Annotated in this window: 24 protein-coding genes; 9 read left to right on the top strand and 15 right to left on the bottom strand. The window is 70.8% G+C overall.

The window, feature by feature from the left end; all coding sequences use genetic code 11:
• The first annotated feature begins 288 nt into the window (after nt 1–288).
• The 3 genes from E1300_RS29505 to E1300_RS29495 all read left to right on the top strand — a co-directional run bounded on the left by E1300_RS29505 (nt 289) and on the right by E1300_RS29495 (nt 4,692).
• Nucleotides 289–1,827 (top strand): DHA2 family efflux MFS transporter permease subunit, encoded by a 1,539-nt coding sequence (locus tag E1300_RS29505; RefSeq protein ID WP_207400026.1) that lies wholly within the window; start codon nt 289–291, stop codon nt 1,825–1,827.
• A 257-nt stretch (nt 1,828–2,084) separates the two neighbouring features.
• Complete coding sequence (locus tag E1300_RS29500; RefSeq protein WP_131760364.1) at nt 2,085–3,185, top strand: hypothetical protein; 1,101 nt, start codon at nt 2,085–2,087, stop codon at nt 3,183–3,185.
• Nucleotides 3,186–3,477: 292 nt separating this feature from the next.
• Nucleotides 3,478–4,692, top strand: coding sequence for a vWA domain-containing protein (locus E1300_RS29495; RefSeq protein WP_131760363.1), 1,215 nt, complete (start codon nt 3,478–3,480; stop codon nt 4,690–4,692).
• Between the two features lie 61 nt (nt 4,693–4,753).
• Here E1300_RS29495 and E1300_RS29490 read toward each other — a convergent pair whose 3' ends face one another.
• From E1300_RS29490 to E1300_RS29465, 6 genes are read right to left on the bottom strand one after another with little or no spacing between them, the layout of a single operon-like run.
• Nucleotides 4,754–5,692, bottom strand: coding sequence for an NAD-dependent epimerase/dehydratase family protein (locus E1300_RS29490; RefSeq protein WP_131760362.1), 939 nt, complete (start codon nt 5,690–5,692; stop codon nt 4,754–4,756).
• 29 nt (nt 5,693–5,721) lie between these two features.
• Nucleotides 5,722–7,296: an AMP-binding protein gene (locus E1300_RS29485; protein ID WP_131760361.1), complete on the bottom strand. Its 1,575-nt coding sequence runs from the start codon at nt 7,294–7,296 to the stop codon at nt 5,722–5,724.
• A 3-nt stretch (nt 7,297–7,299) separates the two neighbouring features.
• Nucleotides 7,300–8,241 carry an alpha/beta hydrolase gene (locus E1300_RS29480; RefSeq protein WP_131760360.1) on the bottom strand — a complete coding sequence of 314 codons (942 nt, stop codon included), beginning with the start codon at nt 8,239–8,241 and terminating at the stop codon, nt 7,300–7,302.
• A 1-nt stretch (nt 8,242) separates the two neighbouring features.
• Nucleotides 8,243–8,653 (bottom strand): metal-sulfur cluster assembly factor, encoded by a 411-nt coding sequence (locus E1300_RS29475; protein ID WP_165503049.1) that lies wholly within the window; start codon nt 8,651–8,653, stop codon nt 8,243–8,245.
• Nucleotides 8,650–9,723, bottom strand: a complete 1,074-nt coding sequence (locus E1300_RS29470; protein WP_131760358.1) for an amidohydrolase family protein — start codon at nt 9,721–9,723, stop codon at nt 8,650–8,652. Before E1300_RS29470 ends, E1300_RS29475 begins: the two co-directional genes overlap by 4 nt.
• Nucleotides 9,720–10,145 (bottom strand): SRPBCC family protein, encoded by a 426-nt coding sequence (locus E1300_RS29465; protein WP_131760357.1) that lies wholly within the window; start codon nt 10,143–10,145, stop codon nt 9,720–9,722. The genes E1300_RS29470 and E1300_RS29465 overlap by 4 nt, the downstream gene beginning before the upstream one ends.
• Before the next feature lie 133 nt (nt 10,146–10,278).
• On the opposite strand from E1300_RS29465, the gene E1300_RS29460 reads away from it, so the two are divergent.
• Nucleotides 10,279–10,884 (top strand): TetR/AcrR family transcriptional regulator, encoded by a 606-nt coding sequence (locus E1300_RS29460; protein WP_131760356.1) that lies wholly within the window; start codon nt 10,279–10,281, stop codon nt 10,882–10,884.
• A 188-nt stretch (nt 10,885–11,072) separates the two neighbouring features.
• On the opposite strand, the gene E1300_RS29450 is transcribed toward E1300_RS29460, so the two are convergent.
• A complete protein-coding gene (locus tag E1300_RS29450; protein ID WP_207400025.1) occupies nt 11,073–11,750 on the bottom strand; it encodes a GlxA family transcriptional regulator in 678 nt (225 codons plus the stop codon).
• Here E1300_RS29450 and E1300_RS51795 point away from each other — a divergent pair.
• The gene (locus E1300_RS51795) at nt 11,743–12,090 is read left to right on the top strand and encodes a hypothetical protein (RefSeq protein ID WP_207400024.1); all 348 of its coding nucleotides are present in this window, start codon (nt 11,743–11,745) and stop codon (nt 12,088–12,090) included. The two genes, E1300_RS29450 and E1300_RS51795, sit on opposite strands and share 8 nt — an antisense overlap.
• Nucleotides 12,091–12,142: 52 nt before the next feature.
• The gene (locus E1300_RS29445) at nt 12,143–13,018 is read left to right on the top strand and encodes an NmrA family NAD(P)-binding protein (RefSeq protein ID WP_165503048.1); all 876 of its coding nucleotides are present in this window, start codon (nt 12,143–12,145) and stop codon (nt 13,016–13,018) included.
• A 93-nt stretch (nt 13,019–13,111) separates the two neighbouring features.
• Here the strand turns inward: E1300_RS29445 and E1300_RS29440 are convergent, their stop codons facing one another.
• Complete coding sequence (locus E1300_RS29440; protein WP_131760354.1) at nt 13,112–13,531, bottom strand: PPOX class F420-dependent oxidoreductase; 420 nt, start codon at nt 13,529–13,531, stop codon at nt 13,112–13,114.
• 284 nt (nt 13,532–13,815) lie between these two features.
• On the opposite strand from E1300_RS29440, the gene E1300_RS29435 reads away from it, so the two are divergent.
• On the top strand, nt 13,816–14,649 hold the full coding sequence (locus E1300_RS29435) for a hypothetical protein (protein WP_131760353.1): 834 nt from the start codon (nt 13,816–13,818) through the stop codon (nt 14,647–14,649).
• Between the two features lie 16 nt (nt 14,650–14,665).
• Here the strand turns inward: E1300_RS29435 and E1300_RS29430 are convergent, their stop codons facing one another.
• Entirely contained in the window at nt 14,666–14,857 is a 192-nt protein-coding gene (locus E1300_RS29430; RefSeq protein ID WP_131760352.1) for a hypothetical protein, read from the bottom strand.
• A 462-nt stretch (nt 14,858–15,319) separates the two neighbouring features.
• On the opposite strand from E1300_RS29430, the gene E1300_RS29425 reads away from it, so the two are divergent.
• On the top strand, nt 15,320–15,751 hold the full coding sequence (locus E1300_RS29425; protein ID WP_131760351.1) for a hypothetical protein: 432 nt from the start codon (nt 15,320–15,322) through the stop codon (nt 15,749–15,751).
• Nucleotides 15,752–15,820: 69 nt separating this feature from the next.
• Here E1300_RS29425 and E1300_RS29420 read toward each other — a convergent pair whose 3' ends face one another.
• From E1300_RS29420 to E1300_RS29405, 4 genes are read right to left on the bottom strand one after another with little or no spacing between them, the layout of a single operon-like run.
• A complete protein-coding gene (locus tag E1300_RS29420; protein WP_131760350.1) occupies nt 15,821–16,804 on the bottom strand; it encodes a TIGR01777 family oxidoreductase in 984 nt (327 codons plus the stop codon).
• A gap of 51 nt (nt 16,805–16,855) precedes the next feature.
• Nucleotides 16,856–17,338: a hypothetical protein gene (locus E1300_RS29415; protein WP_131760349.1), complete on the bottom strand. Its 483-nt coding sequence runs from the start codon at nt 17,336–17,338 to the stop codon at nt 16,856–16,858.
• Nucleotides 17,338–17,583, bottom strand: coding sequence for a hypothetical protein (locus E1300_RS29410; protein ID WP_131760348.1), 246 nt, complete (start codon nt 17,581–17,583; stop codon nt 17,338–17,340). Before E1300_RS29410 ends, E1300_RS29415 begins: the two co-directional genes overlap by 1 nt.
• Nucleotides 17,580–17,852 carry a hypothetical protein gene (locus E1300_RS29405; RefSeq protein ID WP_131760347.1) on the bottom strand — a complete coding sequence of 91 codons (273 nt, stop codon included), beginning with the start codon at nt 17,850–17,852 and terminating at the stop codon, nt 17,580–17,582. Before E1300_RS29405 ends, E1300_RS29410 begins: the two co-directional genes overlap by 4 nt.
• Before the next feature lie 144 nt (nt 17,853–17,996).
• Here E1300_RS29405 and E1300_RS29400 point away from each other — a divergent pair, with 144 nt between their 5' ends.
• Nucleotides 17,997–19,349, top strand: coding sequence for a helix-turn-helix domain-containing protein (locus tag E1300_RS29400; protein WP_242619462.1), 1,353 nt, complete (start codon nt 17,997–17,999; stop codon nt 19,347–19,349).
• A gap of 68 nt (nt 19,350–19,417) precedes the next feature.
• On the opposite strand, the gene E1300_RS29395 is transcribed toward E1300_RS29400, so the two are convergent.
• Both E1300_RS29395 and E1300_RS29390 read right to left on the bottom strand, forming a co-directional pair.
• The gene (locus E1300_RS29395) at nt 19,418–20,950 is read right to left on the bottom strand and encodes an acyl-CoA synthetase (RefSeq protein ID WP_131760346.1); all 1,533 of its coding nucleotides are present in this window, start codon (nt 20,948–20,950) and stop codon (nt 19,418–19,420) included.
• Between the two features lie 57 nt (nt 20,951–21,007).
• Nucleotides 21,008–21,238, bottom strand: a complete 231-nt coding sequence (locus E1300_RS29390) for a DUF397 domain-containing protein (RefSeq protein ID WP_131760345.1) — start codon at nt 21,236–21,238, stop codon at nt 21,008–21,010.
• Between the last annotated feature and the right edge of the window lie 339 nt (nt 21,239–21,577).

Below are 21,577 nucleotides of genomic sequence, written 5' to 3'. Positions count from 1 at the left end.
GTCTACACCTGGGCCCGGACGGAGAGGAAGGAGGAGGCGGCCACCGTGTCGCGTGCGTCACACTCCCTTGACCTCAAGTCCGATCGAGGTCTGAGGCTGGAGCCGCCGGAGCAGCACGGATCGGGCCAGATTGTCAGACCCGGCCGGAATACTCCGGGAGCAGCGGCAGTTTAAACCGTTCGCGAAAGTGTCAGTCACTGCAGTATTTTGCTGCGGTATCCCACCCCGGAACATCCCCCCGGCCCCTGCGCGCCCTGAGCCGCGGGCCCCCGAAGGATTGGAAGAGAGTTGACCGCTCCCGCGTCCCCCAAGGCGACGGACGGCCCTGTGGAGGCACCGGCCTCCGGTGGAGGTCTGGACCGCGGCGTGCTCGCGGTGGCCATGGTCGTCGTCCTCGGCGCGATCATGTCCATTCTGGACGTGACCGTCGTCAACGTCGCGATCAACGACCTGGCCCGGGAGTTCGAGACTCCCCTGTCGACGATCCAGTGGGTGGCCACGGGCTACACGCTGGCGCTGGCCACGGTGATCCCGATCACCGGCTGGGCCTCGGCCAGGTTCGGCACCAAACGGCTCTACATGATCTCGATCGCGCTGTTCGTGATCGGCTCCATGCTGGCGGGCGTCGCCTGGTCGGCCGAGTCCCTGATCGCCTTCCGCGTCCTCCAGGGCCTCGGCGGCGGCATGATCATGCCCGCGGGCATGACGATCCTGACCCAGGCGGCGGGCCCGCAGCGGGTCGGCCAGGTCATGAGCATCGTCGGCATCCCGATGCTGCTCGGCCCGATCCTCGGCCCGATCATCGGCGGCTACCTCGTCGACGACGTGTCCTGGCGCTGGATCTTCTTCATCAACCTGCCGATCGGCATCGTCGCGCTGTTCCTGTCCGCCAGGATCCTTCCGCGCGACACCCCGAAGCACGGCGAGAGGCTCGACTTCATCGGCCTGATCCTGCTCTCCCCCGGCCTGGCCTCGCTGATCTACGGCCTGGCCAAGGGCGCCGAGATGAAGGACTTCCTCAAGACCGGCGCGCTCGTGCCGACGATCATCGGCGCCGTCCTCACGATCGGCTTCGTCATCCGGGCCCTCAAGGCGAGCAACCCGCTGATCGACCTGCGGCTGCTCAAGCGCCGCTCGGTCGCCGCCGCGTCCGGCACGATGCTGCTGTTCATGGCCGCGTTCATGGGCGCGATGCTGCTGCTGCCGCTGTACTACCAGACGGTCCGCGGCCAGGGCGCGCTCCACTCCGGCCTGCTGCTGGCCCCGCAGGGCCTCGGCGCGATGATCACCATGCCGATCGGCGGCAAGCTGACCGACCGCGTCGGCCCGGGACGGGTCGTCCTCGTCGGCATGGTCGTCGTCGTGGCGTCGGTGTCCGGCTTCGCCGCGATCCTGGAGGCCGACACCTCCTTCTGGACGCTCGGCGCGGTGCTGTTCGTCATGGGCCTCGGCATGGGCATGACGATGATGCCGACCATGGCGGCCGCCATCCAGACCCTCGCCCACGACGAGGTCCCGCGCGCCAGCACGATGCTGAACATCATCCAGCAGGTGTCCGCGTCCATCGGCACCGCGATGATCTCGGTGCTGCTCGCCAACAAGCTCGCCGACAACCTCGGCGGCGGCAGCGGCGGCGACATCGGCTCGGCGGAGAAGATCCCGCCGGCGGTGATGGAGAAGATCGCCGGCCCGATGGCCGACGCCTTCCAGCACACCTACTGGTACGCGGCCGGGCTGCTGCTCTTCGCGTTCCTGCCGGCGCTCCTGCTGCCGCGCAAGAAGCCGGAGAACGCGTCCGCGCTCGACGCGCCGATGCCGATGCACTGACACTCCCCCGGAGTCACGACGCACGGAGCGCCTGACTCCCCGGAGCGTCCGACGCCCCGGTCCCCGGCCCCGCAAGGGCCCGCGGACCGGGGCGTCCGCCTTTTCCGGCACGAACGGGCACGAAGACGCTCCAACGGCCGACTCGGTCTCTTACGGCAACGGCACCGTACGCTCCCCGCCACGATAATTACAGAAAGCAATCATACGACTGCACACTGACAACACACCTGGTCGAGCCAATGAGGAAGGTGCGGGTCGTGCGGTACTACCGAGCTGTTCTGCTGGTCTGGATGGTGCTGCTGTCGGCGGTGGCCAGTGCTCTGGTGGCGCCCGGGGCGCCCGGGGCGCCCCCGGCGGCCCGCGCCGACACCTGGGACCCCAGCCCGGAAGAGATCGATTACGCGGTCGAGCGGGCACTGGACTATCCCTACGAGGACGTCCCCGAGTCCTACCTGTTCGTCAACGGCAAGGCCTACACCTACAAGAGCCTGGGCCGCGACGCGGTACGCGACGCGGTCATCGACACCGGTGACGGCAAGGAGTCCACGGTCGAGGCGTTCCTGCGCAGGCGGCTGGACTCGGTCGGCGGCACGCTGCCGCCCGGGGCGTCGCAGCGCACCGCGGTGATCGGGTACGGCTCCAACAAAGCCCCCTCCGCGCTGGCCCAGAAGTACGACGGGAAGGTCTTCCCCCGCGGGTGGGCGGTGATCCCGGTGATCAAAGCCACCCTCACCGACTTCGAGGTCACCCACGCGGCCCACTACTACGGCAACGGGAACCTGCCCGCCACCGTGCAGTACGCCAAAGGCGCCAGATCCGAGGTGTTCCTGACCCTGCTGGACGATGAGGAGCTGCGCCGCATGCACGCCACCGAGGGGCTGGACGAGAACTCGCCGCGCAGCTGGTACCACTTCGCCAAGCTCAGCGGGCTGAGCCTCACTCCCCACGGCGGCGCCCCGATGCGCGAGGCCCACGTCTACATCGACAACTATGGGACCGCCGCGGTGGACGGCCGCACCTACGCCCTGGAGAAGGTCCACGGCACCCCGGTCAGCCCCCGCGCCAGCCAGGAGGAGATCCAGAACCTCACCCAGCCGGTCGTGGCCTCCGTGCAGGTCTCCGAAAAGACCCAGCGCACCTGCCAGGGCTACGCCGGGATCCGCGGCTTCGTGTGCGCCACCTTCGTGGAACCCTGCGTCCGCGCCAGCCGCACCGAGGTGCTGATGGCCCAAGCCAGACCGTTCGGCCTGCCCGCGGAAGCCGGCGTCGGCTACCAGAAGGTGGCCGGGTCCACCACCGCCGGCAATCCCGACATCTACAAGGGGCCGCGCTGCGCCTCCAAACCCGACATCGGCTGAGCCGGACCTGCGACCGGCCGTCCCTCCCGCGCCGGGATCATCAGCGGGTGAGCTCGGGAGGAGCGCTTTCCGGGTGTTCTCCGCAGACACCACTGCGCTCGTCCCCACACGACCGGCAGGTGCCGGTCACTTGGCTGATGCGGCCTCAGCCCCGCCCGTGCCACCTTGATCACCGCAATCACTGAGGAATTCGCATACGCGATTCCGGTGGCGCCGGCCGTGGTCCGACGAAGCCTCGGGTCGCCGAGACGGCGTCATCGTCAAGGCCGATGTAGGGGGATGGAGGCGCCCGATGCTGCGCAAAGGGGAGAACGCCGCACTGGACGGCGGTCGTGTCAGGGTCGCCGTGACCGCCGCGGGCCGCGCGATCGACGTGTCGGCGGTGCTGCTGGGCGATGACCGGCGCGTGCGGTCGGACGACGACCTGGTCTTCTTCAACCATCCCGTCCAGGACGGGGTGGTGCTCGAAGGGGGCGAGGTCGTCATCGACCTGGCCGCGGTGCCCGACGACGTCGCGACCATCGCGCTCGTCGCCAGCGTGGACGGGGCCGGGACGCTGGACGGCGTCGCGGTCCGCGCCGAGGTGCGGGGCGGGCCCGCGTTCGAGGCCCCGGCGATGGCGGCGGGGGAAACGGTGGTGGTCGTCGTCGAGGTGTACCGGCGCGCGGGCGCGTGGAAGGTCCGGGCGGTGGGGCAGGGCTGGGCGAGCGGGCTCGCGGGCCTGGCCACCGACTTCGGTGTGGACGTGGCCGATGACCGGCCCGCCGAGGTCGAGCTGCCCGTGGTCGAGCCACCCGCGGGCGACCTGGGGAGGCGGATCTCGCTGCGCAAGGAGGCCGTCCGCGTCTCACTGGAGAAGGAGGGCATCGGCGGCGTACGGGCGCGGGTGGCCGTCGTCCTGGACGCCTCCGGCTCGATGTACTTCCTCTACGAGGAGGGAGTGGTCGCCGAGATCGTGGAGCGGATGGCGGCGATCGCGCTGCAGGTCGACGACGACGGCGCGCTGGACGCATGGATCTTCGCCGACGAGTCCGCGCGGCTGCCGCCGCTGCGGGTCGCCGAGATCGAGGCGTGGACGCGCGCCCACGTCCACATGGACGAGGTCGTCACCGCCGACGGGAAGCGGGTCGACGTCGGCGGCGGCAACAACGAACCGCGGGTGATCGAGGACATCCTCGGGCACTACGATGCTCGGCCGGGCGAACCGGTCCTGGTGCTCTTCTTCTCCGACGGTGGCGTGGCGGACGACGCGGAGATCAGCGACCTGCTGCGGAAGGCGTCGAACCGGCCGATCTTCTGGCAGTTCATCGGATTGGGCGACTCCTGGTACGGCATCCTTGAGGAGCTCGACACCCTCGACGGGCGGCTCGTCGACAACGCCGGCTTCTTCGCCGTGGACGACATCACCCACATCAGCGACACGGAGCTGTATCAGCGAATCCTCTCCGAGTTCCCCACCTGGCTGAGGACGGCGAGGGCTCACGGGATACCTCTGGGCTCGAACTGACGAAAGGGCTCGAACTGACGAAGCAGGTCTCGCATTCGGTGGTGGTCGGGCGGGGCGAGTGTCAGGTGTAGGAGGCCATGGTGTCGCGGAGCGCGTCGTCGAGGGGCGTCGGCTTGAGGCCGAAGGTGTTGCGCGCGGCGGAGGAGTCCACGAGCCATGGCCGGTGCCGCTGGTAGTCCACCTCGCCCAGTTCGCGTACCGTCTTGGCGCTGTCCCCGCCGAGGGGGGCGAGCAGGCCGACGAGCCGGAGCATCGCCTTGGGCATGACCGACAGTTTCGGTGCGGGCGCTCCGGCGAGCTCGGCGGCGCGGGCCGCGATGTCCCTGACGGAGACCGCGGGCTCACTGGGGACGTGCCACGCCCCGCCCCAGGCGCGCTCGTCGTCGGCCAGCGCGACCAGGGTGCGTGCGACGTCGACGGTGTAGGTCCAGGTGTGGGGGGCGTCGAGGTCGGCCGGTGCCATGGCGCGCTTGCCCGCGGCCACCGGTTTGAGCACCGTCTCGGTCAGCCAGGACAGGGCACCCGCTCCGATGTAGTCCGACGCCCGCGCCTCGGCGACCCGGACGCGTCCCGCCGCGTGCGCCGTGATCGCGTCGGTCCACATCTTCGCGCGCACTCGTCCCTTCACCGTGGTCGCCGTGAGCGGCAGGTCCTCGGTGAGCGGCTTGTTCACGGGCGGGTAGGCGTAAAGGTTGCTCGCGCTGACCAGCACCGCACCGGTGTTCTCGGCGGTCTCCAGCAAGGACGCCCACAAGGGCGGGAACTCGCTCGGCCACGTCCAGTACGGGGGTGCGGCGCAGTTGTGGATCGCGACCGCCCCGGTCGCCGCGCGGCTCAGCGCGGCGGGGTCGGCCGCGTCGGCGGCGACGCGCTCGATGGAGGGGTCCTTCGGTCCGGTGCCGCTACGGGTGACGACCCGGACCTGGTCTCCGCGTGCGGCGAGCAGGTGCGCGGTGGCCGAGCCGACCGGCCCGGATCCGACGATGACGTGCAGGGGCATTGACGTTCTTCCTGGTCGGTGAGGTGGACTCAGCTGACTGATCGATCGTGCGCGGCCCAGTAGGTGGCCCGCAGCGCCTTCTTGTCCGGCTTCCCTAGCGGCGTGAGCGGGATGGCCCGGACGAATTCGATGTGCTTGGGGGCGGCCGCGGGCCCCTTGTGCTCTTTGACGAGCCGGATGAGTTCCGCGCTGTCGAGGGTCACGTCCGGGCGCGGCACGACCAGTGCTCTGACGGCCTCTCCCCAGTTCGGGTCCGGCACGCCGACGACGGCGACCTGCGAAACGCCGGGGTGGGTGGCGAGGACGTCTTCGACCTCGCGTGGGAAGACGTTGAACCCGCCTGTGACGATCATGTCCTTGGTGCGGTCGACGATCGTGAGATAGCCCTGGTCGTCAGCGGTGGCGATGTCACCGGTATGGAGCCGGCCACCGCGCAGTGCCGCGGCCGTCTGCTCGGGCTGACCGTGGTAGCCGGCCATGACCAGCGGGCCCCGGACGCAGAGCTCGCCCGGTTCCCCAGGCTGCACCTCGTTCCCGTCGTCGTCGAGCAGCGCGACGTCGAGCCACGAGACCGGCCGTCCGCACGAGGCCAGCCGGTCCGCGCTGTGCTCGTTCTTGCCCAGGACGGTGACGGTCGTCGGCGCTTCGGCCTGCCCGTAGAACTGGAAGAAGATGGGCCCGAAGCGCTCGATCGCCTCGGCGAGCCGGGTGGGCGAGATCGCGGACGCGCCGTAGAACAGGGTCCGCAGACTGCCGAGGCGGGGCCCGTCCAGCCCAGGGTGGTCGAGCAGCCGGTAGATCATCGTGGGCACCAGGAGCGTCGCGGTGATGCGCAGGCGCTCGACGGTGTCGACGAACCGGTCCGGGTCGAACGACGGCAGGACCGCCAGTGAACCGCCGCGTACCAGGGTGGGCAGGAACAGGGCCGACGCGGCGTGGCTGAGCGGGGTGACGCACAGTGTCCGCAGGTCCGCGGGCCAGTCCCATTCGGCCATCTGGATGTGGGTCATCGCCGCCACGCCGCGGTGCGTCTCCAGGACGCCCTTGGGTCGGCCCGTCGTGCCGCCAGTGTAGAGGATCCAGGCGATGCCGGAGGGGTCGGGCGAGGGGGCGATGAGGCGGCGGGCGCCGAAGCGGGACGCCGCGGTCGCCATGTCCGTGGCCTCGCTGGTCGGGGCCAGAGCGACGACGCGCCGCAGGGACGCCGCCCGGGCGCTCAGTTCGGCGGCGCGGTCGCGGTGGCTCGCCGGGTCGAACAGCAGCGTCTCGACGCCGGCGTCCTCCAGGATGAAGAGCTGATCTTGCAGGGAGCCGAGCGGATGCAACGGCACCCATCGAACGCCCGCGATGAGCGCCGCGCCCATGGCGATCAGGACCTCGGGCCGGTTGGCCGACAGGATCGCCACGGCGCCGCCTTCGTTGATGCCCCAGGCGCGCCACGCCTGGACGTAGCGACTGATCTCGTCGGCGAGCCGCCCGGCGGTCCAGGTGTCTCCGTCGTCCCACAGGGCCGGCCTGGAGCGGTGTCGTGTCAGCGCCCGCACGAGCAGGTCGGCTTGCAGTGGCGGCCGGTGGAGCCGCTCAGGAGCCGAGGTCGATTCCATCGGTCAGTTCCTTCCGCCGGCATCGGCGCCGAGCGCGCCCGCCACGCCTGAGGCCAGCAGGTCGCGGGTGAGCCGGGCGGTGAGCGGTATCGCCTGCGGGCCGGGGAAATGGTGGAGCATGCCCTCGATCCGCGTGTGCCGGACGGGTACACCCGCCGCCGCGAGGCGCCGCGCGTACGCTTCGCCCTCGTCGCGGACCGGGTCGTTCTCGACGGTGACGATCACCGCGGCGGGCAGGCCCTCCACGTCCGGTGTGTGCAGGGGCGACAGCAGCGGGTCGTGGCGGGGCACTCCGGGGGCGTACTGCTCGTAGCACCACACGAGTTGCTCCCGGGTGAGCAGGTGGCCGCGCCCGTACTCGGTGGCCGACGGCATGCTGATCGTCGCGTCCAGCAGCGGTGTGAACAGCACCTGGAAGCTCACCACGGACGTCTCGGAGGCGCGGTCGAGCAGTGTCGCGGCGGCGGCCAGGTTCCCGCCGCTGCTCTCCCCGGCGATGCCGATCAGGTGCGGATCACCGCCGAGCTCACGCGCGTGCCGGGCCGCCCAGCGGACCGCGGCGTAGGCGTCCAGCAGCGGCGCGGGGAAGCGCGCCTCCGGAGACAGGCGCTGGTCAACGGCCACGACCAGGCAGCCACTGGCGTTGGCGTACGAGCGTCGCGCAGCGTCGAAGGTGTCGAGGCCGCCGCGGACGAAGGACCCGCCGTGCAGCCACACGACCACCGGCAGCGGCGAAGCCGCGGCGGGAACATACAGCCGCAGGCGGAGCGGCTGCTGGTCTCCGCCTTCGATCGTGAGGTCCTGGACCCTGGAGACGGGTTCGGGTCGCGCCGCGCCGGCGAGGCGATCGACGGCGCGGCGGAACTCGCTGATCGGCACCTCGTGGGGCTGCGGCATGGCGCCGGCCGCCTGAAGGAAACGGCGTGCGGATGGATCCAGCGGCATGTCACTCCTCCCCCGCAGAAGGTCGCCTCAGTTCCCACTCGCGTGGCCGCACTTCTCCCCTGGCGCGGCGGCGCCGCGTTTCCAGCATCTGGCGGCCCTCTCGCGACATCTGCTCCTCGGTCCACCCCGCCATGGGAAGGACCTGCACGGTCGCGCCGGTCACTCCGGGGACGGCGAGCGCAGTGGCCTCGGCGCCCTGGGCGATCGAGCCGGCCAGGGTGCACATCGCCGTCGTCGTGCGCACATCGATGCGCACCCGTCCCGCCTCGTCCGCGGCGACCGCCGTCACCAGTCCCATGTCGACGATGCTGATCGGTGCGCCCATCGCCAGGCTGCACGGGTCGAAAACGGATCGAAGGGCATCACGCACGGCCTCGCCGAGTGCGCCGCCGGTCCCGCCGCCCTCGGTCACGCCGCCTCCAGGAAGGTTCTCCAGTTGGAGTAGGGCGCCTGAAGCCCGGTCTGCCTGCGCTCGCGGGAGAACTCGTCATCGGCGATGCGCGCCCTGGCGGCGTTGGGGTCGATGCCGAGGATCCGGGCGTAGTTCCCGCCGAGGATCGCCGCCCGGTCGTCGGCCGTGAGCTGGGGGATCCCGTAGGTGTTCAGCGTCCGGTCGCTGAAGGTGAAGTCCGCGAAGCGCTCCAGCAGGGGCTGGGAGTGGAACACCATGCTCCCGTCCGACCAGAGGATCTTGCTGGGGCCGCCCCAGAAGAGGAACTGGGCCATGACCTGCTCGAACATGCCAGGGCTCGCGGTGATCAGTGCGGTGGTGACCTCAAGGTTGGCGTACACGTTGGGGTAGCGGGCGAGGGCCATGGCCGTCTCCTCGGCGAAGGCGATGCCCGCGTGCACGATCTCGAAGGACAGCTCGGGGAACTCGTCCGCCGCGATGTCGATGTCGTCAACGAGATACGGGTTGAGCGGGACGGGCCCCAGCGGGGACGCCTTGTGCACCGCAATGGTCTTGATGCCCCGCTCCTGCGCCCGCGCGAACAGCGGAAAGGCCAGCTTCGGATCGTCCATCCGCCAGCTGCGCAAGGGATTCACCTGGGCCGGGTAGAGCTTCAGCCCGACCGCTTCGGGGAGCTCGTCGAGCTGCTCGTCGAGCTCCCTGAGGCAGACGTCGAGGCCCTGGGTCGGGTCCACGCCCACGTAGCCGACGAAGCGCTGCGGCCACCTGCGCACCGCCTCGACCGTCTTGTGGCGGGCGCACAGACCGTCCTTGAAGTAGGAGTCCAGTCGCAGCGTGTGGGTCGCCGCCATGTCGACGTCGCTCTCCAGGAACAGCGTCCGGGCGAGGATCTCGACGGGCCAGTCGGTCCGCTGCTGCGGATCGTCGAGGCCGAACCCGGGCTGCCAGTCGCGGTGCAGCCATATGAGCTGCTCGCGCACTCCCGCCGCGTACTTGTTGGGCTGGGTGTTCTCGTCGGTCAAGTCGTAGGCGTGGGCCACGGCGTTGAAGACGAACGCTCCCCCGATCATGAGAAGACCGCCCGCAGTTTGGCGATCCCCTGGGTGTAGACCTTGCGGACCTCCGCGGCCGCGACGTCCTCCGCCACCCCGTCCGGCTCGAAGGAGCCGGTCCAGACGAGCTCGCACTCGCCGTCGCCGACGGCTTCGAGCTGGATCGTCGACAGGTATCCCGTCATGGGGAACGGGCCGGTGACGGGCATGGAGTAGCTGGTCCGCCAGGCCGCGTCGTCGTGCTCCTCCAGCCGTTCGACCGCCACGTCGGTCCCGACGCTCACCCGCCGCAGCATGCCGATCCCCTCCCCCTCGACCTCCAGGCGGGCGCCGTCGATGTCGGCGATCAGGACCTCGATGAAGCCGACGAAGTCGCCGACCAGCTTCCACACCTCCTCCGGCTCGGCTCCCAGCCACGTCCGCTCCTGCACCTGTGCCATGCCCGACCTCCTCGCTCCGGAGTTAATGTAACACTTATTACGCTAATGGCAAGGGGACGCCCGAGCGGCCGTGTCCCGTTGGCCGGACGGCTCACGTGGCCTAGGTTCGGTAGCGGCGAAGGAGGACACCGCGATGGCCAGGCCGAAGACCGACACCCGCCAGCGGCTGCTGAAGGACGCGATGTTCTACGTGGCGATGCACGGCATGGGCGAGCTGAGCATGCGGGACCTGGCCGCCGCCCTCGGCACCAGCCCACGCATGCTGATCTTCCACTTCGGGTCCAAGGAGGCGCTGCTCGTGGAGATCGTCCGCACCGTCGAGCGCCAGCAGCGCGACTTCCTGCGGCAGCTCACCGCGGACGCGCGCGGCACACCAGCCGACGAGCTGCGCGAACTGTGGCGGCGGCTGACCGACCCCGCACTGGCGCCCTACGAGAGGCTGTTCTTCGAGCTCTACGGGCAAGCCCTCCAGGGCCGCTCCCATGCGAGGCCCCTGCTCGACGGAGTCGTCGACGACTGGCTCGAACCCGTGTCGCAGATCTTCCAACGGATGGGCCTGCCGGCCGACCACGCCAGGCAGGAAGCCCGCCTCGCCGTCGCCCTCACCCGTGGCCTCCTCCTGGACGTGCTGGCCACCGGCGACAGCACCGCGGCCACCCAGGCGTTCGATCGCTTCATCCGCCGCTACGACGCCGCGCGCCCGCGACCGACCAGCGGCGACCGACCTTCCCCGGTGTAGCGGGGTACCCGCTCATCAGTCCGCCGGACGGGATGGGTCATGGCGGAGGGGCCGGTTGTCCTTCGTGCAGTGGGGCCGGGAGCGTGCCGAGGCCGCATGGTCGTCCTGGGTGAGAGCGCGTCCCCGGCGCGAGTGGCCTGCCTAGCCCTGATCGTGATCGGGGTGGTCGGCCTCAGGCTCGTCGAGCGTCACTGCGCCTTGGCACCGTCGCCCGTTCCCTCTGCGGGGCGTGAGGCGTGGGTGAAGGTGCGGCGGTAGGAGCGGGGCGGTATGCCGCGGCGCTGGGTGAACTGCTCGCGGAGGACGGCGGCGTCGCGGTAGCCGACCCGTCGTGCGATGTCCTCGATCGGCAGGTCGGTGGCCTCCAGCAGTTCTTCGGCCGTGTCGAGCCGCTGGAGGCGCAGCCAGGCGTGCGGAGTCGTGCCGGTCGCGGCCTTGAAGCGGCGGCTGAACGTCCGGCGGCTCATCAGCGCCCGGGCGGCCATCTGCTCCACCGACGGGCGCCGGTCCAGATGCGCGCGCGCCCAGGCCAGCACGTCGGCCAGGCGCCGGTCCTCGCCACCGGCGGGGACGGGTGCCTCGATGTACTGGGTCTGGCCGCCGTCGCGGTGCGGGGGCGTCACCAGATACCGGGCGACGCGGTTGGCGGTCGCGGCACCGTGGTCGCGGCGCAGCAGGTGCAGGCACAGATCGAGGCCCGCGGCCGCTCCCGCGCCGGTCGCCACCGTGCCGTGGTCGATGTACAGGGCGCCGGGACGGACGGTGACCCGCGGATACGCCGCCTGGAGATCGGCGGCGTACCGCCAGTGCGTGGTGACCTCCAGCCCGTCGGCCAGGCCGGCCGCGGCGAGCAGGAAGGTGGCCACGCAGTGCGCCGCCACCGTCGCGCCGCGCGTGCGCCCGCCTCAGCGCGTCCAGGACCTGCGGCGGAGCGTCGCCGAAATCGGTGCCGGGCAGCAGCAGGACCAGGTCGGCGTCCTCGATCGGCGCGGGCCCGTGCTCGATGAGCATCGCCGGGCCCAGCTCGGTGCGCACCGGCCCCGGCCGCCGGGCGCACAGCGCCACCTCGAACGCCGGGACGCCGGCGCGCGGCGCGAAGACCGCGCCGACGATACCGAGGCTGAGCGCGGTCACGCCCTGCGGAACATAGGCGGCGATCCGCCGGAACCGGGTCATCGGCCGATGATGGCAGAAAAACTGCGGTAACCGGCCGATGGGCCACTGGCGGACCCCAGGGCACGGCGACAAGGCTGCGATCATGACCGACGAAGACGGCCGCGAGCGCGGCGCGAGAACCATCCTGGTGACCGGAGCGACCGGCAGGCAGGGCGGTGCCGTGGTCCGGCACCTGCTGCACGACGGCTGGCAGGTGCGCGCCCTCACCCGCGACCCGACGAGCACGGCCGCCCGCGACCTGGCCGCCGCCGGCGCGCGGGTGCACGGCGGAGACCTGGACGATCCCACCTCGCTGCTCACCGCCGCCGACGGCGTCCACGGCGTCTTCAGCGTGCAGACCGGCGCGCTGGGCGCACCGCCGGTCCCCTTCGAGGCCGAGGTGCGGCGCGGCATCGCCGTCGCGCAGGCCGCCGTGAGCGCCGCGCATCTGGTCTACGCCTCCGTCGCCGGAGCCGACGGCGCAGCCGGCGTACCGGCGTTCGAGGCCAAGCTGCGGATCGAGGAGCACATCCACCGCGCCGGCCTCCCGGCGACGGTCCTGCGCCCGGTGTCCTTCATGGAGAACTACCTGGGGACGGGCGCGATCGCCACACCGTTCGTCCCGGACGTCCCCGAGCAACTGATCGCCGTGGACGACATCGGCGCCTTCGCCGCCCTCGCTTTCGCCGCCCCCCGCACCTACCTCGGCCAGACCCTCACCATCGCCGGCGACGCGGTCACACCGCCGGACATCGCGGCGACCTTCACCGAAGTCACCGGACGCGACACCCCTTACATCCCCATTCCGCTCAACGAGCTTCCGCACGACACCGCAACCGCCGTCGACTACCTCAACCGGCGCGGCGGCTACGGCGCCGACCTTCACCTCGCACGAACACACCACCCGCGAATCAAGGACCTCACCACCTGGCTGACCACCGTCAACCGCCCCAATGCCTGCCGAACCGCCCGGTCATGAGCGTGACGTTCCGGCGCGGGTCGCGTTCGCATCGCCCTGATCGGTGGCGACGGACGTCAGCGGCGCCGGGTCCGGCCAGGCCGTGAAGCCGGGTCAGGACGATGCCTGGGTGCTGTCCTTCAAGTCGCCCCAGCCGTGCCAGCGGTCGACGGTGATCCAGGCGCTGACGCGCTTGCGGACGCGGTCGGGGTAGGCGTCGCCGGTGTAGTGGCGGGCGATGCGGTCGATGTCGGCCAGGTCCTCGTCGTCGTGCATCTCGGTCACGCGGCCGAGGAGGGTGACGTGCGTGTACCAGTTCTCGTCGAGGACGGTGACGGAGACGCGCGGGTCCGCTGCGAGGTGCTTGAGGCGCACCCGGCCTTCGTCCATGTTGACGAGGACCCGGCCGTCCTCCCACAGGTACCAGGTCGGCGTGGTCACCGGCGCGCCGTCCGAGCGCAGCGTGGCGATGACGCACGGGTTGGGCTTGGCGAGCAGGGCGTCGGCTTCGGGCGGAAGCGGCGGTGCGGACATACGGGCTCCTCTGGCTGGGCTCTTGCATGATCACCTACCCGCGGCGATCATGCCGACACCCGCGGCCGGACGCAGCGCCCAGTCTTCTAGGCGGAGTCCCGGCCCTTCCTCTCTCGGACGCTCGACGGTTGACGGTGACTCGCGCGCCTGATCGGATCGAGTCCTACGAAACGCTGCGAACGTCCCCCAACGGCACTGCGCCGCGGCCAACGCTGATCGCCGACCAGAACGGCGCCCCATGCCCCCTCGCCCGCCGGCCCTCCGCCGACCAGAACGGCACTCCCATGCCTCCTCGCCCGCCTGCCCTGCACCGGCCTCAGGACTCGGCGCGCCTCATCGATCTGCGGACCGAGGTTCTCGACCTCGCCGCCGCCCTCGATCGCGACCTCGAACGCGCCCCTGATCTCGTTCCTCAGCTCACCGCGGGTCTCGGTGACCCTGATACGGCGGCCGATCCCGCCGCGCTCGCCGGGGCGTTCGCACTGGCCGGCCTGCTCGCCGCCGAGCTGCGCGACGCCCGGGTCCGCACCCGGCGGCTCGTGCGGAAGTTCGACCGCGAACCGGCGTCGGCGGTCGGTGAGACGCTCACCGGCGTCCTCGACCTCGCACGCGATCTTGCCCGGCACCTGCACCGCGCCCGCGTTCGCGACGTGCAGCGCGCCGCTCGGAGCGCCGCCCGGCTCGTCCTGGCCTTGGAGGGCGTCTGGGCCTCCGGGACCGGCCTCCCCGATGACCTTGAGCGCGACTACGAGCAGGCGGCCGCCCTCGTCCTGAAGCTGGCCTCGGAGCTCAGAGACGCGCGTGGACCCGGCGCCCGCGGTGCCGATCGCGACCGCGTCCTCGCCCTCGGGCGCGCTCTCGTGCTCGCCTGCGATCTCGCCCGCATCCTCACCGGAATGCTCGGGACCGTGGTGCGGAGGATCCCCGTGGACGCGTCGGGCGCCGACCTGTCCGGCCTGCGCGTCCCCCATGCGGAGGCGTTGGCCGGAGTGGTCTGGGACGACCGCACCATCTGGCCCCTGGACGTCCGCGACCGGATCCGCGATCTCTCGGACGAGTCTCATTCCGGCAGGTACCGGGTCCGGGGCGGTCCTGGTTCGGACCCGCTCACCTGGTGAACTCGTCTCAGTACCTTCAGCGCAGGATGCCCGCCACCCCGAAGAGGGTGCCCAGCATGCCCCAGAAGGAGCCGACGCCGAGCGCGACACTGCCCGTCCCGGGGATCTTCCACAGCTTCCGGGCGAGCCAATGGAACCCGAAGCCCGTGATGAGACTCGTCTCGATGATGACGACAATGAGAAGCGCGATGGCGGCGCTATGGTCCACGGCCTGTATGTCCTCTCTCTGAGGCCGATAGACCTGGGGAGAGAGGGGACGCCTCAGCTCCACCAGGCATCCCTGGTAGAACCGAAGCCGCGTCACCTGGAGACGAGGTCGGTACTGGTAGTGCTGTTCTTGCTGGCAGCTACGAACGTCCCCGTCCGAGCCTTCGGACCACTCAGATGGGTCCGGAACCCCCGTGGCGTCATCCCACCAGGTAGGAGCGCTTTCCCTGACGTTCTCCCTGAGTGACGCTGTTTGGATGGCCTTCCCACAGCGCCCTCGCAAGCGCGACATCCATGCTCAGCGTACGGGACGGTTTCCCTGACGATCCCCGATTCGTCAAGGACGACCGTGGAAGGTTCCGGGGCTACGCGTGGTGGCACGCTAACGATCTTGAGTCGACCTGGCGGGGCATTCCTTGGAGGGAATCGCGTCGGTGCAGGTCAGGTGTGCAGACTTCGGGGCATGAGTGGAGCATTCGATGCGAAAGAGATCGCGGACCGCTACGTCGCCCAGTGGAACGAGTCCGACCCCGGGGTGCGCGGTGCATTGATCCGCGAGTTGTGGGCGCGGGACGGCGTCCAGGTCCTCGTCGATCCGCCCGAGCAGATCCGCGAGGCCGCCGCCGGGCTCGCGTTCCCGGTGCCGCCGCTGGAGGTCCGCGGCCACGACGCGCTGGACGCCCGTGTCGGCCGCGCCTACGACATGTTCGTCGCGGCGGGCGAGCACGTGTTCGCGGCCGTCGGTGAACCGGTCGTCCTGCTGCCCAACGTGGTCGCCGTCCGCTGGACGATGGTCCCGGCAAGCGGCGGCGAGCCTGCCGGGGCCGGTGGGCTGGACGTTCTGGCCTTGGACGGTGACGGCAGGATCCGGACCGACCATCAGTTCATCGCATGAGCTGATGGTCGGTCCGCACCCGGACGGTCGCCGGTGCCGGGCGGGCCTTTCCTGGGCGTGCGAGTGGCGTCACTTTGAGGAAGGGAAGCGTCCCCGCGCGGTGGTGCGGGGACGCGCCTCGCGTGCGCGGCGCACGAGGTCGGCGGCGGCTTCCGGCCAGGCGGGGTGGTCGAAGGTGAAGCCCGCTTCGAGGAGGCGGCCCGGGACGACACGGCGGCTCTTGAGCAGCAGTTCGGTGTCCGAGCGCAGCGCGAGCGCTCCGAGCTCCGCCATCCACGCCGTCGCGGGCAGGCCGACCGGGACGCCCCACGCGGTGCGCAGCGCGCGCATGAAGTCGCGTTGCGGAAGCGGGGCGGGCGCGGCGAGGTTCACCGGTCCGGCGAGGTCGTCCCTGGCCACCAGGAACTCGACCGCGCGGACGAAGTCGCTGTCGTGGATCCAGGAAACGTACTGCGCGCCGCCCGCGACCGGACCGCCGAGGCCGAGCCGCGCCATCCACGACAGGACGTCGAAGACGCCGCCGCGGTCGGGGCTCATCACCATGGCGGCCCGCAGTGCGACCTTGCGGGTGGACGGGGTCTTCGCCTGCTCCTGCTCGCGTTCCCAGTTCGTGGCGATCCGGACGCTGTACGCCCAGTAGCGCGGGACGCCGGGTTCGGTGCCGCCGAGCACACCGGTCGCCTCGTCGTTCGGAGCGTCGAAGCGGTGCGCGTAGATGGTGGCGGTGCTCATCTGCAACCAGACCCGGGGAGGACGTGCGGCACTCGCGATCGCCTCGCCCACGATCCAGGTGGAGTTCACGCGCGAGTCCATCATGGCTTGCAGGTTGGTGGGCGTGTAGCGGCAGCTCACGCTGCGTCCGGCCAGGTTGATCACCACGTCGGCGCCGTCGATCGCCGCGGTCCAGGGGCCGAGGGTCTCGCCGTCCCAGCGGACGTCGCGGTCGCGCTTCGGGTGCCTGGTCAGGACGACGACGTCATGGCCCGCGGCCGTCAGCGCGCGGTCCAGGACGGTGCCGACCTGCCCGGTTCCGCCCGGGATCACTATCCGCATCTCGCTCCCCCTCCGAGGCTCGGGACGAGCGTAGCGAAGTTTTGAACACGTTCAAAGACTGCCGTCCAGCGGACTCGATGATGTGCTTTCGCCGGGTCGCCGCCGGTCCTCGGAAGCGAGCCTGTGCGCCGCCTCCGCGCACACGGCCATCGCCTGGACGAGCCGTTCGGCCGCCGTGGCCAGGTCATGGCAGGGAGCCAGCGGGTCGCCGGTCGAAGTCACGAACCAGGGCACACCGCCGACCCCGGCCTTGACCTGGACGCTCTCCCCCACACCGCGCAGACCCGGCGCGAGGACGCGCAGCAGCGACGCACGCTCGTCGTAGCGCGGGCTCGCGGACCAGCCGGTCGCCTTCAGCACGCGGGCGAGCCCGTCCAAGTGCCGGGTCGCCGCCGGGCCGTGCAGGTGGACGTGCCCGACCGCACCGGCCACACCCTCCGCGGCGGCGGCTCTGGTCGTGCCGGGTTGCGGCATCTCCGCGGCGCGGCTCATGAACAGCCGGAACACCGTCCCCCGGCCGAGGCGACGGAACATTAGTTCGCCCGCCCTTCCAGGACGCGGCGGACCGCGCCCGCAAGTTCCTCCTCGGTCGCCGCCTCCACCAGGACGGCACCGCGCGCGGACCACGGCCACGGCACCATCGCCCACCAGCGGCCCGTGTACCTGCCCCGCCAGCGCAGCACCCCGTCCGGGAACCAGGGCGCGGCGACCGGACGCGGCGCGGGAACGAATCCGGCGGGCGGCCCCGGCCGGCGCCCGCTCTCGTCGGCCCGGTTCACGACCATCCTTGAAAGGCGCGCAGGACGGCGCTCGCGGCCTCGTCCAGCTCGCCGACCGGGCCGATCTCCCGGCCGTGCGGCTCGAAGCGGAACATCCCGTGCCCGCAGCTCACGACGCGCTCGCGCAGGCCCGGTGCGGCAGCGATCATCCGATCTCCCTGCACGGTGGCCGAGATCCCCCAGGCGCGGAGCAGGCCCGCCAAGGCCGGCAGCGCGTGCCGCCGTTCCGCGGCGTCGTCCGTGGGTGGATCTTCCTGCGGCGTCGGCATCTGCCCGTCTCCTGACGTTATGCATGGTGACTTTTATGTCACTCTCAGTGAAACGGCAGTGCAGTGCGGGGAGCATCGCGATACTCGCGAGCGAAGGTGGACGCTCCCCCGGCGTCCCACAAGATCCCAGTTCAGAGGTGCAGCATGGTGCCCACCGCAACCAGCCTCAGGATCGGCGCCCGCGTGCGGGCCGAGCGCAAATCACGCGGCCTGGTCGTCCTCGACCTGGCCGAACAGATGAAAGAAGCCGCCCCCGAACGCGTCCGGCGGCGCCTGCCCAGCTCCCGCGACCTGGAACGCACCATCCGCGCACACGAGTCCGGCAAACGCGGCATCGGCCCCCGCTACCGCATCCTCTACGCCCGCACCTTCGGCATCGACGAAGACGAGCTGTTCCCCGAATTCGTCCCCCCGCCGCCTACTGTGGAAGACGAGGACCCGGCCACCGCCAAGACCGGGGACCACACTCCCGACGAGGGGGATGAAGTGAAACGCCGTGCAGCACTCCAGTTCCTCGCCGCCCTCAGCGCGGGCGCCGCCGTCCCGCCAGGTGCACTAGAGACCATCTTGTCCGGGCTCGACGACGCACTCGGACGTCCCGTCGATCTCACCGAGTGGGAAGCCATCGTCCGAGAGTACGGAAGCCAGATCGCCTTCCGCCCGTCCGGTGCGCTGGTCGGCGACCTCACGTCCGAGATCATCACGGTCGGAGAACTGCTCAAGCGCCACCAGGCGACGGACGACGTTCCGGGCTTGCTGCGCGTCCGCGCCGGGCTGACCGGGCTGCTCGCGATCGACCTGGGCGACATGGGAAGGCAACGTGAGGCGCGGACCGCGTGGAGCGCGGCCCGGCGAGCGGCGGACGCCTCCGGCGACCGCGAGATGCGAGTCTGGACGCGGGGACGCTCGGCGCAGGACGCCCAGTGGTGCGGGCGACCGGCTGAGGTCGTCATCGGCCTGGCCGACGAGGCCATCGAGATCGCGGACGGAAACCCGTCCTTCGGGCTCGCCCGAGCGCACGGCGCACGCGCTGCCATCGCCGCCGACCAAGGCGACGCAACCGGGATGGAAGCGTCCCTGACCGCACTCAAGCGGACCTTCGACCGGCTCCCGCACGACAGTCTCACCTGGTCACCGCTGACCTACCAGGAAACGCAACTGCGGTGGGACGAGGGCTACGCACGCACACAGATGGGAGACGGCAAAGCCGAGAAGGCCCTCGACCACGCGCTCACCCTCTACCCGCCCGAGGCAACGTCGCCCGTACTGAACATCCACATCATGCAAGCCACGGGCTTGGTGCAGAGCCGAGACGTCGAGGGCGGCCTGCAAAAGGCGATCGCCACGCTTCAAGACGACGGTCGTACGCGCAGGATGGCGGCAGGTACCACCCTGCTCGTCGGTCACCTACTGCGTGCACTGCCAGAGCAGGCACAGGCGCTTCCGGCGGCGCGGGAGCTTCGTGAGCTCGCGTCCGGTCGGGCCGTCATGGCGTGAGGTCACCGCGCCGGGCCGCTCACCGCACGGTGGTCGCCGTGCGGTGAGCGGCCTCGGGCGCGATGCATCTATTGCGGGGTGGTGGCCTGCTTCCAGTACTCGTCCTTGAGCAGGCGTTTGTAGAGCTTGCCGGTCGGGTGGCGCGGGAGCTCGGGACGGAAGTCCACGGAGCGGGGGCACTTGTAGTGCGCCAGGTGGTCACGGCAGTAGGCGATGAGCTCGGCTTCGAGGGCGGGTCCGGCGTCGTCCGGGGAGAGGGGCTGGACGACGGCCTTCACGGCCTCGCCCATCTCGAGGTCGGGGACGCCGAAGACGGCCACGTCCGCGACCTTCGGGTGGACGGCGAGGACGTTCTCGGCCTCCTGCGGGTAGATGTTCACGCCGCCGCTGATGATCATGTAGGACTGGCGGTCGGTGAGGTAGAGGAAGCCGTCCTCGTCGACGTAGCCGACGTCGCCGAGGGTGGTCCAGCCGCGGCCGCGGGGGTCGCGGGACGCGGCGGTCTTGGCCGGGTCGCCGTGGTACTCGAACTCGGGGCCCTCGCCGAAGTAGAGGGTGCCGGGCACGCCGGGCGGGAGCTCGTCGCCGTCGTCGTCGCAGATGTGGATCTGGCCGAGGAGCGGGCGGCCGACGGTGCCCTTGTGGGCCAGCCAGTCCTCGGAGCTCGCGTAGATGAAGCAGTTGCCCTCGGTGCCGGCGTAGTACTCGTGCAGGATCGGGCCCCACCACTCGATCATCCGCTCCTTGACCGGGACGGGGCAGGGCGCGGCGGCGTGGACGGCGACGCGCAGGCTGGAGATGTCGTAGCGGGCGCGGACGTCCTCCGGCAGCTTCAGCATGCGGATGAACATGGTCGGCACCCACTGGCTGTGGGTGACGCCGTACTTCTCGATGGCGGCGAGGGCGCCCTCGGGGTCGAACTTCTCCATCACGACGACGGTGGCGCCGAAGCGGTGGAGGGTGAGGCAGTAGCGCAGGGGCGCGGCGTGGTACAGCGGGGCCGGTGACAGGTACACCGAGTCGGCGTTGGGCTGGAAGAGGAAGTCGATGAGCTGGTACAGCGCCCCCGGCGTGCCCATGGGCGCCTTGGAAAGGACAGGTTTGACGCCCTTGGGGCGGCCGGTCGTGCCGGACGAGTAGAGCATGTCCACGCCCTCGCACTCGTCCTCGATCGGGACGGGCGGGTGCTGGGCGACGCGTTCCTCGTAGGACTCGTAGCCCGGGGCCGTGCCGCCGAGCATGAGGCGCAGCGGCACGTCCGGCGGGGCCTGCGCGGCCGCCTCCACCGACGCTCCGGTGATGAAGACCCTGGCCTCGCAGTTCTCGACGATGTAGGCGAGCTCCTCTGGCTGGAGCCGGGAGCTGATGGCGGTGTAGTAGAGCCCGGACCGCTGGGCGGCCCAGGCGATGGCGAGGAAGAGCGGGTGGTTCTCCAGCATGAACGCGATGTGGTCGCCCGGACGCAGCCCCTCGGCGTGGAGCAGCTGCGCCAGGCGGTTCGACTCGTCGTTCAGTTCCCCGAAGGTGACCACCCGGCCGGAGCCCGCCATCACGATGGCGGGCTTGTCGGGCGTCAGTGCGGCGATCTGCCCCAGGTGCATGGCCGCACGCTACCGGGCCGGACGGGCGAATGGAATCCCGTTCGGTTTGCTGGGAGCTCAGACGAGCATGTGGTCGAAGTCACCGTCCTTGGCTCCCCCGACGAAGGCCTCCACCTCCTCGCGCGTGTAGACGAGGACCGCTCCCTCCGGGTCCCTGGAGTTGCGCACGGCGATCTCCCCTGTGGGAAGTTCGGCCATCTCGACACAGTTGCCGCTCGGATTGCTCCGCCGGCTCTTCTGCCAGACGAGCCCGGTACGCCAGACGTCCGACAGCTGGTGGCCGTCCATCTTTGCCCCCTCAAGGCGTGTCCGCCTCCCCGAAGGAAGGCTGCGATCTCGCCCCACCCCACACAATGGTACGAGATGCACGTGCATTCGTTCTTGCATTCGTTCATGCAGACGGTCTTGCATCTGCACGACTTGGGGAGCAAGATAGCGAACGCTCGCCGGTGACCCATCCGCTCGCCTCTGAGGTTGCACAATGACCGTTGACCAGGCACACGACGTCGCAGCTCCCGCCGCCACGGGAGGGCGGCGGCCGCGGCACGCCGCGGCCGTCCACGCGCCCTGGCCGGACTCCCCGCCGATCACCGCGCCGCCCGCGCCCGCCCGCCTCGGCGCGGCGAC

Origin of the sequence: Actinomadura fibrosa, assembly GCF_900659615.1 — a bacterium.
GTDB lineage: Bacteria > Actinomycetota > Actinomycetes > Streptosporangiales > Streptosporangiaceae > Spirillospora > Spirillospora fibrosa.
Note: the sequence above shows the minus strand (reverse complement) of the source record. Positions and strands in the feature narration are given on the sequence as shown.

What these genes read in the sequence shown, in the direction of transcription:
- E1300_RS29460 (WP_131760356.1), top strand. Translation starts at nt 10,279, where the DNA reads ATGGCCAGGCCGAAGACCGACACCCGCCAGCGGCTGCTGAAGGACGCG.
- E1300_RS29420 (WP_131760350.1), bottom strand. Translation starts at nt 16,804, where the DNA reads ATGCGGATAGTGATCCCGGGCGGAACCGGGCAGGTCGGCACCGTCCTG.
- E1300_RS29490 (WP_131760362.1), bottom strand. Translation starts at nt 5,692, where the DNA reads ATGCCCCTGCACGTCATCGTCGGATCCGGGCCGGTCGGCTCGGCCACC.
- E1300_RS29440 (WP_131760354.1), bottom strand. Translation starts at nt 13,531, where the DNA reads ATGTCCGCACCGCCGCTTCCGCCCGAAGCCGACGCCCTGCTCGCCAAG.
- E1300_RS29465 (WP_131760357.1), bottom strand. Translation starts at nt 10,145, where the DNA reads ATGGCACAGGTGCAGGAGCGGACGTGGCTGGGAGCCGAGCCGGAGGAG.
- E1300_RS29425 (WP_131760351.1), top strand. Translation starts at nt 15,320, where the DNA reads ATGAGTGGAGCATTCGATGCGAAAGAGATCGCGGACCGCTACGTCGCC.
- E1300_RS29405 (WP_131760347.1), bottom strand. Translation starts at nt 17,852, where the DNA reads ATGCCGACGCCGCAGGAAGATCCACCCACGGACGACGCCGCGGAACGG.
- E1300_RS29395 (WP_131760346.1), bottom strand. Translation starts at nt 20,950, where the DNA reads ATGCACCTGGGGCAGATCGCCGCACTGACGCCCGACAAGCCCGCCATC.
- E1300_RS29485 (WP_131760361.1), bottom strand. Translation starts at nt 7,296, where the DNA reads ATGGAATCGACCTCGGCTCCTGAGCGGCTCCACCGGCCGCCACTGCAA.
- E1300_RS29495 (WP_131760363.1), top strand. Translation starts at nt 3,478, where the DNA reads ATGCTGCGCAAAGGGGAGAACGCCGCACTGGACGGCGGTCGTGTCAGG.
- E1300_RS29480 (WP_131760360.1), bottom strand. Translation starts at nt 8,241, where the DNA reads ATGCCGCTGGATCCATCCGCACGCCGTTTCCTTCAGGCGGCCGGCGCC.
- E1300_RS29415 (WP_131760349.1), bottom strand. Translation starts at nt 17,338, where the DNA reads ATGTTCCGTCGCCTCGGCCGGGGGACGGTGTTCCGGCTGTTCATGAGC.
- E1300_RS29435 (WP_131760353.1), top strand. Translation starts at nt 13,816, where the DNA reads ATGCCTCCTCGCCCGCCTGCCCTGCACCGGCCTCAGGACTCGGCGCGC.
- E1300_RS29390 (WP_131760345.1), bottom strand. Translation starts at nt 21,238, where the DNA reads ATGGACGGCCACCAGCTGTCGGACGTCTGGCGTACCGGGCTCGTCTGG.
- E1300_RS29445 (WP_165503048.1), top strand. Translation starts at nt 12,143, where the DNA reads ATGACCGACGAAGACGGCCGCGAGCGCGGCGCGAGAACCATCCTGGTG.
- E1300_RS29400 (WP_242619462.1), top strand. Translation starts at nt 17,997, where the DNA reads ATGGTGCCCACCGCAACCAGCCTCAGGATCGGCGCCCGCGTGCGGGCC.
- E1300_RS29470 (WP_131760358.1), bottom strand. Translation starts at nt 9,723, where the DNA reads ATGATCGGGGGAGCGTTCGTCTTCAACGCCGTGGCCCACGCCTACGAC.